The organism is bacterium (assembly GCA_019695305.1).
GTDB lineage: Bacteria > UBA10199 > UBA10199 > UBA10199 > JAIBAG01 > JAIBAG01.
The window spans coordinates 1-12979 of the sequence record JAIBAG010000013.1; the positions used below are offsets into that span (position 1 = coordinate 1).

14 protein-coding genes, 2 tRNA genes and 1 riboswitch are annotated in these 12979 nt (G+C 45.0%); of the genes, 11 read left to right on the forward strand and 5 right to left on the reverse strand.

The features are described 5' to 3' along the window. Window positions 1-149 precede the first annotated feature (149 nt). Window positions 150-239, reverse strand: a tRNA-Ser gene (locus tag K1X76_07225). Window positions 240-606: 367 nt separating this feature from the next. Between K1X76_07225 and K1X76_07230 the strand changes: the two genes are divergently transcribed. The 3 genes from K1X76_07230 (at window position 607) to K1X76_07240 (ending at window position 1647) form a co-directional block, all read left to right on the forward strand. Further along, window positions 607-696: transfer RNA gene (locus tag K1X76_07230), tRNA-Ser, on the forward strand. A gap of 92 nt (window positions 697-788) precedes the next feature. Further along, window positions 789-1202, forward strand: coding sequence for a PaaI family thioesterase (locus K1X76_07235; GenBank protein ID MBX7148865.1), 414 nt, complete (start codon window positions 789-791; stop codon window positions 1200-1202). A gap of 10 nt (window positions 1203-1212) precedes the next feature. Further along, a complete protein-coding gene (locus K1X76_07240) occupies window positions 1213-1647 on the forward strand; it encodes a hypothetical protein (protein ID MBX7148866.1) in 435 nt (144 codons plus the stop codon). On the opposite strand, the gene K1X76_07245 is transcribed toward K1X76_07240, so the two are convergent. Beyond that, on the reverse strand, window positions 1648-2622 hold the full coding sequence (locus tag K1X76_07245) for an aldo/keto reductase (protein MBX7148867.1): 975 nt from the start codon (window positions 2620-2622) through the stop codon (window positions 1648-1650). Window positions 2623-2783: 161 nt separating this feature from the next. Between K1X76_07245 and K1X76_07250 the strand changes: the two genes are divergently transcribed. Together K1X76_07250 and K1X76_07255 are read left to right on the forward strand one after the other, a co-directional pair. Beyond that, window positions 2784-4433 carry a hypothetical protein gene (locus K1X76_07250; protein ID MBX7148868.1) on the forward strand — a complete coding sequence of 550 codons (1650 nt, stop codon included), beginning with the start codon at window positions 2784-2786 and terminating at the stop codon, window positions 4431-4433. A gap of 41 nt (window positions 4434-4474) precedes the next feature. Further along, window positions 4475-4933: a phosphatidylglycerophosphatase A gene (locus tag K1X76_07255; protein MBX7148869.1), complete on the forward strand. Its 459-nt coding sequence runs from the start codon at window positions 4475-4477 to the stop codon at window positions 4931-4933. Here K1X76_07255 and K1X76_07260 read toward each other — a convergent pair. The 3 genes from K1X76_07260 to gatB form a co-directional block, all read right to left on the reverse strand. After that, entirely contained in the window at window positions 4930-5856 is a 927-nt protein-coding gene (locus tag K1X76_07260; protein MBX7148870.1) for a branched-chain amino acid transaminase, read from the reverse strand. The two genes, K1X76_07255 and K1X76_07260, sit on opposite strands and share 4 nt — an antisense overlap. Window positions 5857-5862: 6 nt before the next feature. After that, window positions 5863-6900 carry an S-methyl-5-thioribose-1-phosphate isomerase gene (gene mtnA, locus K1X76_07265; GenBank protein ID MBX7148871.1) on the reverse strand — a complete coding sequence of 346 codons (1038 nt, stop codon included), beginning with the start codon at window positions 6898-6900 and terminating at the stop codon, window positions 5863-5865. A 67-nt stretch (window positions 6901-6967) separates the two neighbouring features. After that, entirely contained in the window at window positions 6968-8401 is a 1434-nt protein-coding gene (gatB, locus tag K1X76_07270) for an Asp-tRNA(Asn)/Glu-tRNA(Gln) amidotransferase subunit GatB (protein ID MBX7148872.1), read from the reverse strand. Window positions 8402-8493: 92 nt separating this feature from the next. Beyond that, window positions 8494-8603: riboswitch (SAM riboswitch) on the forward strand. Between the two features lie 42 nt (window positions 8604-8645). Here gatB and cysK point away from each other — a divergent pair. From cysK to K1X76_07300, 6 genes are all read left to right on the forward strand, one after another. After that, a complete protein-coding gene (cysK, locus tag K1X76_07275) occupies window positions 8646-9581 on the forward strand; it encodes a cysteine synthase A (protein ID MBX7148873.1) in 936 nt (311 codons plus the stop codon). Then, window positions 9578-10813: a threonine synthase gene (thrC, locus tag K1X76_07280; protein MBX7148874.1), complete on the forward strand. Its 1236-nt coding sequence runs from the start codon at window positions 9578-9580 to the stop codon at window positions 10811-10813. The genes cysK and thrC overlap by 4 nt, the downstream gene beginning before the upstream one ends. Window positions 10814-10837: 24 nt before the next feature. Beyond that, the gene (locus K1X76_07285; GenBank protein ID MBX7148875.1) at window positions 10838-11089 is read left to right on the forward strand and encodes an NIL domain-containing protein; all 252 of its coding nucleotides are present in this window, start codon (window positions 10838-10840) and stop codon (window positions 11087-11089) included. Window positions 11090-11096: 7 nt separating this feature from the next. Further along, the gene (locus K1X76_07290; GenBank protein MBX7148876.1) at window positions 11097-11981 is read left to right on the forward strand and encodes a cysteine synthase family protein; all 885 of its coding nucleotides are present in this window, start codon (window positions 11097-11099) and stop codon (window positions 11979-11981) included. 181 nt (window positions 11982-12162) lie between these two features. Further along, window positions 12163-12627 carry a M67 family metallopeptidase gene (locus K1X76_07295; protein ID MBX7148877.1) on the forward strand — a complete coding sequence of 155 codons (465 nt, stop codon included), beginning with the start codon at window positions 12163-12165 and terminating at the stop codon, window positions 12625-12627. A gap of 73 nt (window positions 12628-12700) precedes the next feature. Then, the gene (locus K1X76_07300) at window positions 12701-12979 is read left to right on the forward strand and encodes a MoaD/ThiS family protein (protein MBX7148878.1); all 279 of its coding nucleotides are present in this window, start codon (window positions 12701-12703) and stop codon (window positions 12977-12979) included.

Here is a 12979-nt window from a genome sequence, read left to right on the forward strand (position 1 = left end):
CGAACTTCCAAATCCAAAACCAAGCTGTTTCCTTTTCGCCACGCGGAGCGTGGCAATCCGTTGCAAAATGGGGCTTTGGCGCGCGAAGCGCGCCTGCCGAGCGGCGAAGCCGCGAGGCAATCTCTCCCCAAAATGCGGAAATTGTAAATTGGCGGAAGGGGTGGGATTCGAACCCACGGTACCCTTACGGGTACTCCGGTTTTCAAGACCGGTACCTTCAACCACTCGGTCACCCTTCCCTTTAATATGTTAATGATCCGGGCATCATCGATGCACGGATCATTTACAGATTAAAGGTATTTTTTTGACATCAATTTAAAAAATCTAATAACCCAAAAAAATGCTTCTTGCAAACTACCAATTAAATTAAGACCTCCCCTTGACAAGAGGGGCGGTCACCCTTCCGAAGTTTTCTTAGTTTATAGCTTTGCCTGTAAGGCGAAGATAGAAATTTAGAAAACAAGTGCCCTTAACTGTTAAGTTAAGGGCCGTACACCTTAATGTACTTTTCTACACTAAGTAATAACTCGTAAAAGTTAAAGAAGATTTTTTAAGGAAGTTCTTGAACTCAATTAAGATTTTGATAAGGTAGCGATTCGCAATTCCGGAGGGGTGGCCGAGTGGCTTAAGGCGGCGGTTTGCTAAATCGTTGTGCGGTGTAAAGCCGTACCGGGGGTTCGAATCCCCCCTCCTCCGCAGCTTTCTTAACTTATAGACCTGCCAGCAGGGCAGGGATAGAAGTTTAGAAAGCAAGTGTCCTTAACCGCAGGTTAAGGGCCGCATTTTTTATGCATCCCCCCAACCCCAACTACAAACAAATCTGCACCAAAATATTCTGCGATGCGCCTTTTATTCAAGATGTGGGTTACACGCTCGATTCTTTAGATCCGGGCATTTGTCGCACATCTCTCAAATTAGAACCCAAACATTTCCAGCAAAACGGTTTTGTGCATGCAGGAGTGCTGGCTACCATGGCCGATCACACGGCCGGGACCGCGGCAGGAACTATGGTGGAAGAGGGGCAGAGTGTATTAACAATAGAATTTAAAATTAATCTGCTAAGGCCGGCAGTGGGAAAGTGTCTTCAGTGTGTTTCGCAAATTATCAAGCCTGGTAAACGGGTTACCTTTTGCGAATCCGAAATTTTTGACGAAAATAAAAAGCTTGTAGCTAAGGCTAGTGTTACGCTAGCAGTGATGTAGTGGAGGCCATATGAAAAAAATTATTTTTATTCTTTTGCTTTTTGTTTCTTTTCCCGCAAATGCCAAAACCAAAACTATAACCTCGCCCGAGTTTGACACCATGCTGCAGCTTAAGGTGTATATGCAGCAATTTGTAGATTCGTATTCCAATTTGGAAGAAGAATTGCGCAACAATGCCAAGCCTAATTGGCAAAAAGCCGACGAGCAGCTTGTTAAAATGAAGGATGTGATTTTTGAGATTAAAAAAGAGGATGGTAAAAAAGCTTATCATGGTAATTTGTCGGAATTAGATGCTGTACTCAACTTACTCACGCAAAAAATTGCAAAAAAAGATACTACGATTGGTGAAACTTTAGATGCCTTAAGTAATACCTGCTTAAAATGTCATCTTACTCACAGGCGCATGGATGTAGAAAAAGTAAATTTAATGAAGGGCGCTACCTAATTACCCATGTGAGGGGTAAAAATTGCGTAACCATATTTCTTTTTTAAGAGCTGCTAAAGTTTGTTGAGATAAAGCTTTTCCATCTCCTGCTTTTACATTGGCTTCTACATGCGGAATTTTACGCATGCCCGGAATAACCACCGAAACCGCCGGATGGGCTAAACAAAATTTAAGCGCAAGCATGGGCAAGTTTAAGTTTTCTGTGGCTGCAATTTTTTTAACTTTTTCCACATGTTCTATAGTTTCCGGTATTCTTTCCTTTGTAAAATAATGTTTTCTCCAGTCTTTAGCATGAAAGGTAAGCCCAGGGGAGAGCGCACCGGCTAGTGAGCCTTCATCGAAGGGTACACGGGCAATAACAGCTACATTCATTTTTTGGCAAAGCGGAAAAAGTTTTTCTTCGGGCGATTGATCAAAAATATTATAAATGACCTGTACCGAATCAATCAGCCCACTTTCCACAATTTTTAGGGCACTGTTCGGTTCGTGATCATTAATCGACACACCAAAATATTTTATTTTGCCGTCGCGTTTTAGTTTTTCAATCGCACTCATCCAATCGCCTTGTTCAAGCCAATTGTCACTCCAAACGTGCAGTTGTTGCAAATCCACTTGTTCCATCCGCAAATTTTTTAAACTTTTTTCGGTATACTCGATAATATGATTGGCAGGAAACGTTTCGCTTACAGGCACATGATGGCGGGCAGGCCATTGCATATTTTTAGGAGGTACCTTGGTTGCTACAAAAACTCTTTTTTTACTTTCACGAAAAGCGCTGGCGATGAGACTTTCGCTATGACCTTCGCCGTAAATCCAAGCTGTATCAATAAAAGTAATTCCCAAATTTAACGCTTTTACGAGGCTATTAATGGCCTCTCTATCATCCCGTGGACCCCACATGCTACCCATGGTCCAGGTACCGGCTCCAATTTGAGACACTTCTACTTGAGTTCGTCCAAAAATGGCTGTTTTCATGACTTTCTCCTTATTTCCTATCTATTTGAAATTATTCATAAAAAGTCAAGGGGTGCTTTGGATGGCCAAATGTTTCAAAAATATATGATTTTTAAAAGAAAAATGTTGCTTTGAGAGGCAACATTTTCTAGCATTTGCCGATAAGAAGTATAGGGAGATTCATGGGCGATCCAGTAGACAAATCGTGGTCTTTAGCCGGGATGTGGGAATCGGCAAAGGAAACGTGGAACGATACGGTTGGTTACTATGTTCCTGTTTTAAGTTTTGACGAAACCAATTCTATTGATGTCTCCGATTTTGAAACTTCTCCTGATGTTTTTGAAACTGCACCCATTCCTCAAGCTCCCGATAGAAATATTACACCTCAAAATTCTCCCGTTGTTTCCCGGCCTGCAAATTCTAATCAGGAAAATGTTGTTGTTGTTACCACCGATCCCCAATCGGGTTTAAGTTTTGATGATTTGGGAAATGTATATTTACCCCACGAATTAGAACAAAGTTTTGTAAATGAAGACGGCTCTAGCGTGATGCTAGTAGAGGAATGTATTGATTTGCCTAAAAATAGAGTGGTTGATTTAGAGCTGGATACCGAAACCGGTTTGTATGTGGATGCCCAAGGCAATTATTACACCGAAGAACAAGCTCTTGGTCAAAGTTTTCTTCAAGACGATGGTGCGGTAGTAACTACTCATCGTTCTGGTGACGAAGTCCCCGAATCTTTATTTGAACTTATTTTTGCATCGTCTCCCACAAGCTCCAAAGAAAAAGCCTCTAAACCTGCAGAAAAAGCTCCTCGTGTTGTTAACGACGTTGTTGTGGATGAACCCGCTGTGCATGTGGCGGCCGTAGAAGAACCGCAAGAAAAAGAGCATGCAGTAGTTTCTCCCGCACCAGCTGTAGCGCGTTCGGCCGATCCTGTTCCTGCTCCTGTTGCGGCGGCAGATGCCCCTAAAAATTCTGTTGATGTTTGTCAGAACGCAAAACCTGCTTGTCAGGAAGGAGCGTCACAAACTGCGGCGGTGGCTGTTAGCCAGGCAGCTCCTGTTTCAGTGGCCGACACAGCAACCGAAGTGCCTGCAGTGTCTGTACCACTTCCTGTGGTGTTAGATAATGGTTTAGCGCTTGAAAACGATGGTACGGGGGTGGTTGCTCAGCTTGTTTTTGGCGGAGTACAAAGTGTTACTGATGAAGCCGTTGTTGTAACGGGAGTAATCCCTGCAACTGTAACAGGAAGTGAACAAGCCGGTAATCCTGTTGTGCCTACAACTGGTACTGTGGTGGCTAATGGATCCTCATATGTTGCTGCCAGCACAGGCGAAACCACTGTTGTGCTTCAAGCATCAGTGCCATCAGCTGCTCCCCAAGTTTTTCCTCCGCGTGCCGATGACGTTGTAGTGCGTTCGGCTTTACAGGTTGCAGTAAGTGATAATGCCGCTATTGTTCCCTTGCCCGTTGGTTCGTCAACAACAGCTCAGGCTAGTGGTGCTGTAGCTGCTATGGCGGCCCGTCGTGATGTGATGCAGCCTGGTTATGTAGCTGTTAATTCTACCCCCGCCGACGATTTACACCGTGTGTCGGCACCTACGGGTGGCTCTCTCAACGATCAAGGTCGTCAAGGGCAGTCGGGTTCGGGTACCGGTTCTGGATCGGATCGTCAGCAAACGCAACAAGCTCCAGTATTGGTAGCTGAAATGAGCCGTAAAGAAACCACACAAGCATCACAGCAAACTGTTGTAACCGATAGTTTTGATGTGGTTTATCAACTACCCCACACCCGTACCGTTTTTTCGCATAGTGGTTTAACAGCCTAAATTTTCTTTCCAAACCATCTAAAATTTGAGACACCCATTTCATGGATCGTTTGATTATCTTTCTAGCCACAGGTTTTGGTGCTGGTTATTTTCCTAAAGCGCCCGGTACCATTGGAAGCCTGTGGGGAGTTCTCTTTGCCTTTTTGTTGTATCCATTGCCCCTTGTAGTGCGTGTCGTCATCACAATTGTCGTAATTGTCGGCTCCTGTATCATCTCCAGTAAAGCCGAAAAGATTTTTGGTGAAAAAGACGCCCAGAAAATCACGATTGATGAAATTGCCGGGCAAATGACGGCCTTTTTATTTGTGCCGTATGTGCCGCTTTATCTTCTTGTTGGATTTATTTTGTTCCGCTTTTTTGACGTTACCAAATTATTCCCCGCCCGTTGGGCGCAAGATAACCTTTCTGGTGGAGTAGGCGTTGTGATGGATGATGTTGTAGCGGGAATACAGGCCGGATTTGTTCTTCTAGGCATTCATTACGTTAGATTCTACTTTTAAACGTAATACAGCCATTCCTTGTATTTCTCTTCTTTTCCACGCACCAGGCCATGATAAAAATCTTGAACCTTTTTGGTAATTGGACCGGGCTTGCCCGCTCCAATGGTGCGGGTATCTACTTCGCGCAGAGGGGTAACCTCGGCAGCGGTTCCGGTTAAAAAGATTTCGTCGGCCAAATACGCGTCATCGCGCGTGATGCGGCCTTCGTCTACAGGAATATTGTTATCCTTTAAGAACTGAATGATCGTCTGGCGTGTGATCCCATTCAAGATCGAAGCCCCTTTAGCAGGTGTGCGTACAACTCCATCTTTAACCACAAAAATATTTTCGCCGGTTGCTTCCGACAAATAACCTTCGTGATCGAGCATGAGTGCTTCTTCAAAACCACTGCTTAACGCTTCACGTTTAGCCATGATGGAGTTGATGTAGTTGCCGCAGGTTTTGGCTTTGGCCATTACTGCGTTAACGGTAGAGCGTTGAAAGCTGGAAATTTTAGCGCGGATACCGTTTTTAACACCGTCATCACCCAAATAAGTGCCCCACGACCACGCTGCAATCATCACGCGTACGGGATTGTTAACGGCATGCAGTCCCATTTCTTCATTACCTAAAAAGGCCAAAGGGCGGATGTAGGCCGATTTAAGTTTGTTTACTTTTAAGAGCTCGGCCGTTGCCTTGTTGATTTCATCCTGCGAGAAAGGAATTTTCATCAAATTGATATGAGCCGAATCAAATAAACGTTGGGTATGCTCTTTTAATCTAAAAACAGCGGTGCGGCCATCCACACATTCGTAAGCGCGTACGCCTTCAAATACGCCCAAGCCATAGTGCAGGGTGTGGGTGAGCACGTGAACGTTAGCGTCATCCCAATTGATGAGTTTTCCGTCGAGCCAGATTTTTTCTACTTTTTTAACTGTTGCCATAACAAATCACTTTCCAAAGAGTCGTTTAATATTGTCGGTAAAAGGTTTTTCAATAATACCGGCCTCGGTTATGATGGCGGTAATTAATTCGCTTGGGGTTACATCGAAGGCGGGATTCATCACCTTGATTCCTTCAGGCGCTATGGGAACACCCTGAATGTGGGTAACTTCAAGGGGTGTACGTTCCTCAATCTCTATTTCTTCCCCATTTTGGGTGCGAATGTCAATAGTGGAGAGCGGGGCAGCCACAAAAAACGGGATTTTGTGACGATTGGCCAGCACCGCCACCGTGTAAGTGCCGATTTTATTGGCTGTATCGCCGTTTGCCGCAATACGGTCGGCGCCCACAATAACTTTATGAATAAGGCCCTTTTTCATCAAATGGCCCGCCATGTTGTCGGATATCAGCGTGGTATCCACCCCGTTCTTTGTTAATTCCCACGCGGTTAAGCGGGCGCCTTGCAAAAAGGGACGGGTTTCATCGGCAAAGACTTTAATCTTTTTACCTTGTTCCTGGGCGGCGTAAATCACCCCTAATGCGGTGCCAAAACCGGCTGTGGCCAAAGCTCCGGCATTACAGTGGGTTAAAATTGTGTCTCCATTTTGAATAAGAGTGGCACCATTCGATCCCATCTTTTTATTAATGGCTACATCTTCGTTTCCAATGCGGATGGATTCGTCGATAATTTTTTGAGTGAGCGTTTTGATGTCATCCGTTTTGTTGGCATCGATAAATGCCAACATCTTCGTCACAGCCCAGGATAAATTCACCGCCGTAGGGCGGGCGTTGCTGATGTTGTGTGCAAGAGGTTTTAATTGCGACAGAAAACTATCAAAATTATTCGCTTTAATTTCTAACGCGGCTAAAGCCACACCCATTGCTCCCGCAACACCAATAGCCGGAGCGCCACGGATGACCATTTCTTTAATGGCGTAAATCATCTCCTGATGATTCTTGGCCGTAAAATATTCTTCCATGCGCGGCAGCTTGCGCTGGTCAATCATTTCGGCTGTGTTGTTTTTCCAGAGAATGGTGTGAAACATATTTAGTGGATAGTGGATGGTGAATAGTGAATGGAAAGAATTTCTTCCTGCCATCCACTATCCACCATTAACCATTTAATTTCTTTTTTAATAAATCATTAATCACGCCCGGATTCCCTTGGCCCTTCATGGCTTTCATGGTTTGACCCACAAAGAAGCCAAAAAGTTTATCTTTGCCCGATTTGTATTGCGCTAATTGTCCGGGATTTTCTTTCATCACCTGATCAATCACGGCTTCGATAGCGCCTGTGTCTGATACCTGTACCAGGTTCTTTTCCTTGATGATCGTGTCGGCATCTTTACCGTCGGCATACATGTCGGCAAATACAGTTTTGGCAATCTTGCCACTGATTTCGCCCGATTCAATCAAGCTCACCAGGCGCGAGAGATTTTTAGCCGGAATAGGGGAATCGGTAATTTCTTTATCAGAATTTTTCAGCTCACGCAGCAGCTCGGTCATAATCCAGTTACTCACAAGCTTAGCATTGGTGCCACGGGCTGCCTCTTCAAAATAATCGGAGAGTTCACGTTCGGCCGTCAGCACGCCAGCATCGTATTCGGGTAAGCCTAGTTCACTCACAAAACGTGCTGCTTTTTGGGCGGGCATTTCGGGTACTTCCTTTTTAACACCTTCAATCCATTTGTCGTCCAAAATAAGAGGCACGAGATCCGGATCGGGAAAGTAGCGATAATCGTGTGCCTGTTCTTTACCACGCATCGATTCGGTAATATTTTTGGTAGTGTTCCACAGGCGTGTTTCCTGCACAATCTTTTCGCCGGTTTCGTTCGCTTGAATTTGGCGGGCTACTTCGTATTCAATGGCCTTTTCTACAAACTTAAACGAGTTGATATTTTTAAGCTCGACACGGGTTCCAAATTCCTTCTGTCCTACGGGACGAACAGATACGTTGGCATCACAACGCAGGCTTCCTTCTTCCATGTTGCCATCGCACACATCGGCATAGCGCACAATGCTGCGCAGCTGGCGCAGGTAAGCCCCGGCTTCGGCGCTGCTTCTCATATCGGGTTCGCTCACAATTTCACAAAGAGGTGTTCCGGCACGGTTTAAATCAACATGCGATGTGGCACCGGTACCATGATCGTGCAACAACTTGCCGGCATCTTCTTCCATATGAATGCGTGTTACACCAATGCGCTTGGTTTTTCCGTCCACATTAATATCTAAATAACCCTTGGTGCAGATGGGTTCTTCATACTGAGTGATTTGGTAGCCTTTTGGGAGGTCGGGATAGAAGTAGTTTTTACGGGCCCAGATAGATCTATGATTAATTGTGCAGTTTAGGGCGAGCCCCGCCTTAATCGCTAAATTCACTACCTCGCGATTTAACACAGGGAGAGCTCCTGGCAGGCCCAGGCAAACGGGGCAGGTGTTCTTATTGGGGGGCGCGCCGAACTCCGTGGAACAACTACAGAAAATCTTGGTTTTTGTCTTTAACTGGGCATGGACTTCAAGCCCGATAATGGTTTCATAAGCGGTCATTTTAATCCTTTTCTGGTCTTGACAGTGAGTGTTTCACTTGGTATCACGTAAGCCATTCTAAATAATAGGTTTTTATATTTTTGTAAACCTAGATCTTATCCAGAGTGACTGAGGGATTGGCCCGATGACGTCACAGCAACCGCTTCCTCAAAATTAGGAAGGCCTGGTGCTAATTCCAACCCTGTACGGGTTAAGATAAGAAGAGCTGTTTGATAACCTCTTCTTAGCGAAGAGGTTTTTTTTTATGCAGGTTTTTGACGACATTTTAAAAACGGTAGGGAATACACCAGTTCTTTCGCTAGACCGTTTGACTAGTCCTAACGCTGCGTCTCTTTTTGGCAAGTTCGAAGCGGCTAACCCCAGTTTATCGGTAAAAGACCGCACGGCCTTAGCGATGATTGAAAAAGCCGAGGCGGATGGACTTATCAAAAAAGATACGCAAATTGTAGCCGCCACTGCGGGTAATACGGGTGTGGCGCTGGCCATGGTGTGTGCGGTTAAAAAATATCCTCTTGTTTTATTTATGCCCGAAGATGCGAGTCTGGAGCGTCGCAAAATGTTTGAAGCTTTTGGGGCTACTCTTCACCTGACTTCTAAAAATGATGGGGTGAGCGGGGCCGTGAAGGCTGCTGAAGAATTTAAGGCTAAAAATAAAAATACTTTTGATCCCAAACAGTTTGAAAACCCCGCTGCTGTGGAAGCTCATCGTCGTGCCACGGCTCAGGAGATACTTGCTGATTTCCCGGATGGTTTAGATGCCTTAGTGGTAGGTGTAGGAACAGCCGCCACCATTACAGGCGTGGGTGAAGAGTTAAAAAAGAAATTTCCGTCACTCCGTGTGATCGCTGTAGAGCCCCAGAGCTCGGCCGTGTTATCGGGCGGGGTTGCAGGTTCGCATCGTATTCAGCAATTGGGCCATGGTTTTATTCCTAAAAATTATAATCCCAAAATTGTGGAGAAGATCATCCAAGTATCCGATGCCGATGCCTACACAACAACCAAACGTCTTTCACGTCAGATGGGGCTGCTTCTGGGCTTGTCCTCGGGAGCCAATGTTTTTGCAGCTCTGCAAGTGGCAGAAAAATTGGGAAAAGGAAAAAAGGTACTCACGTTTTTATGTGATGCGGGTCAGCGCTATTTCAGTATCGAAAAGTTTTTTACGAAAGGAACAACTGTATGAGTTATGCACGTGGTTTAAAATGTCGCGAATGCGGCCATGAGTATCCTAAAACACCCACACATGTGTGTGAGTTTTGTTTTGGACCTCTCGAAGTGGTTTATGACTATGACAAAATTAAAGGTGTTTTAACACGCGATGTAATCACCTCACGCCTCCCAAACATGTGGCGCTATAAAGAGCTTCTGCCTATTGATAACGATCCCACCGTGGGTAAGCAAGTGGGTTACACACCGCTACGCCGGGCTAATCGCCTGGCTAAAGTTTTGGGTGTGGACGAACTCTATATTAAAAACGATGCGGTTAATTATCCTACCTTATCTTTCAAAGACCGTGTGGTGTCTGTAGCCTTATCCAAAGCTAAAGAATTTGGTTTTAAGACCGTGGCCTGTGCTTCTACAGGCAACTTGGCTAACTCGGTGGCTGCTAATGCGGCTGCGGCCGATCTGGATAGTTTCGTTTTTATCCCGTACGATCTCGAAGCCACCAAAGTAATGGGCACTATGATATACGGTACTAACCTGGTAGGTATTAAAGGCACGTATGATGAAGTGAATCGCTTGTGCAGCGAAATTGGCAACCAGTACAAATGGGCTTTTGTGAACATCAACATGCGCCCGTATTACGCCGAAGGTTCTAAATCGATGGGTTATGAAATTGTAGAACAATTGGGATGGAAAACGCCACAACACGTGGTGGTACCCATGGCCAGTGGTTCGCTTTTAACCAAAATTGATAAATCGTTTAAGGAAATGGAAAAGATCGGTCTTATTTCCGAAAATAACGCCAAAATTTATGGTGCTCAGCCTACGGGTTGTTCGCCCATTTCTACGGCCGTTAAAAATAAATGGGAAATCTTTAAGCCGGTTAAACCCAACACGCTGGTGAAATCACTCGCAATCGGAAACCCGGCCGACGGTTTTTATGCCGCGCGTTCCATGGCCGAAACACAGGGATGGAGTGAAGATGTGACGGATGATGAAGTGGTAGATGCGATCCGGCTCCTCGCCGAAAGCGAAGGAATTTTTGCCGAAACTGCTGGTGGTGTTACCGTGGGTGTGGCCAAAAAACTGATTGAGCAGGGAAGAATCCCGCGCAATGAATCCATCGTGCTGTGTATTACCGGTAACGGTTTAAAAACACAGGAAGTAGTGGTGGATCGTTTAGGGAAACCTCCCGTGATTGATCCTAAAATTGGTGCTTTTAACGAATTTATGGGTAGTATTAAGAAATAACTTACAAACAATAGGAGAGCATTTATGAGCAAAGTTGTAGAACGCAAAGTGTATTTAACATTCCCCGAAAAACAAACCAAAGAAGCAATTATTTGCGATATGTACGATAAGTTTAAAGTGCGCTTTAACATTCGTTCAGCCTCAGTAAATTCGCAAGTAGGCTTGATGGCCGTACTCCTTGAAGGGCCGGATGATAAAGTGGTGGAAGCGATGAAATACTTCCGTGAACGCGGCGTTCAAGTTGAGCCGATCGAAATGAATGTGATCGAAGGCTAACTTGATTATCAACTCCATCCTAGACCGCATCGGCAATACGCCGCTCGTTAAAATTCGGGAAATCACCAAAGATTTACCGAAAGGGGTGGAGGTGTATGCGAAGCTCGAATATTTTAACCCGGGTGGTTCGGTAAAAGATCGTGCGGCGTACCGCATGATTCAGGAAGGCTTAAAAAGCGGCAAACTTACCAGGGGAAAAACGATTATGGATCCTACCTCGGGTAATACCGGTGTAGCGTATTCCATGATTGGGGCAGCGTTAGGATATCCCGTAGAATTGGTGATGCCTAAAAACGTATCGCAGCAGCGTAAAGATATTGCCGAATCGTTTGGGGCCAGCATTACTTTTAGTAGCCCTTTTGAAGGGTCGGATGGGGCGATACGTTTGGCGCACAAATTGTACGCCGAAAACCCCGAAAAATATTTCATGCCCGATCAGTACAATAACCCGTTTAACCCGCAAGCGCATGTGGACACAACAGCTCCCGAAATTTGGAATCAGACTCATCACAAGGTAACACATTTTGTAGCGACGATGGGAACCAGCGGTACAGCCATGGGAACTACCCGTGGTTTAAAGGCTTTTAATAAAAATATTGTATGCTATGGTGCCCAGCCGGCGCACTCGTTACACGGCTTGGAAGGTTTAAAGCACATGCCCTCATCCATTGTGCCGGGAATTTATAACGAAAGTAGTCTCGACCATGTGCTGTGGATGGAAACTGAAGAAAGTTATGACATGGTAGACCGTTTGGGGCGTGAAGAAGGGATTATTGTCGGTTACTCCAGTGGTGCTGCCATGCTGGCGGCTTTAAATGTAGCCAAAACTTTAAAGAGTGGCGTGGTGGTGACAATTTTTGCCGATCATGGAGATCGGTATTTTGAATTGTAGTTTGCATGGAAAAGCTTTAGGCATGTTCTTTTTTATTTCAAGACACACTTACGACTGGGACGACCCAGTCGACGCTCCGCTGTTGCCAATTGGAGCTATTTATCCCGATTGTTCCAATTGACAACAGAGGGTCTTAAAATAAAAAAGAACACACCTAAAGCTTTAAGAGTTTTATTTAGATATGATTAAGATTGAAGAAAAATTATTAAACGAAATTTACGCCGAAGCAGAAAAAACTTATCCCAATGAAGGTTGCGGCTTTGTGTTGGGCACGGTAGACGGTGGCCGCAACGCTGTGCAGTTTATTGCTGTTGAAAATATTCAAGATAAGCTTCATGCGCAGGATCCCAAGCGTTATCCGCGTGAAGCCAAAACGGCTTATGCGATTGATCCTAAAGCGATGGAAGCTATCGAAAAAGACGCCAAGGCCAAGGGTTTAAGTATTATCAGTATTTTTCATTCGCATCCCGAACATGGTGTTTATTTTTCGGATGAAGATAAGGGGATGGCAGCACCCTGGGGTGAGCCTCTTTTCCCTCATTTGTCGTATCTGGTGGTATCGGTGTATAGCGGCAAAGTGAAAAATTCGTCCGAGTTTTTGTGGAGTACTGACAAAAAAGATTTTGTAGAACATACAATTTTGTAAGGCGTGGCGTCAGTGACGCTCTTTGTGATTCTTTTGCGATTCACGATGAGCGATCAGCGATTCACGAGTCAATATGGCAATCAAAGTAAGAATTCCTACTCCTTTGCAAACCTTAACGGCTAACCAAAGTGAAGTATCGGTAGATGGTAAAAATGTAGCGGACGTGCTTGCCGCTTTGGAAAAGCAATTTGGTGGTTTCCGTCAACGTTTGTACGACGATGCCGGTGCATTACGCCGCTTTGTTAATTTTTACGTGAATGATGAAGATATCCGTTTTTTAGACGGTGATAAAACTGCTCTGAAAGACGGTGATGAGTTAAGTATCGTTCCTGCTATTGCCGGCGGTATATAA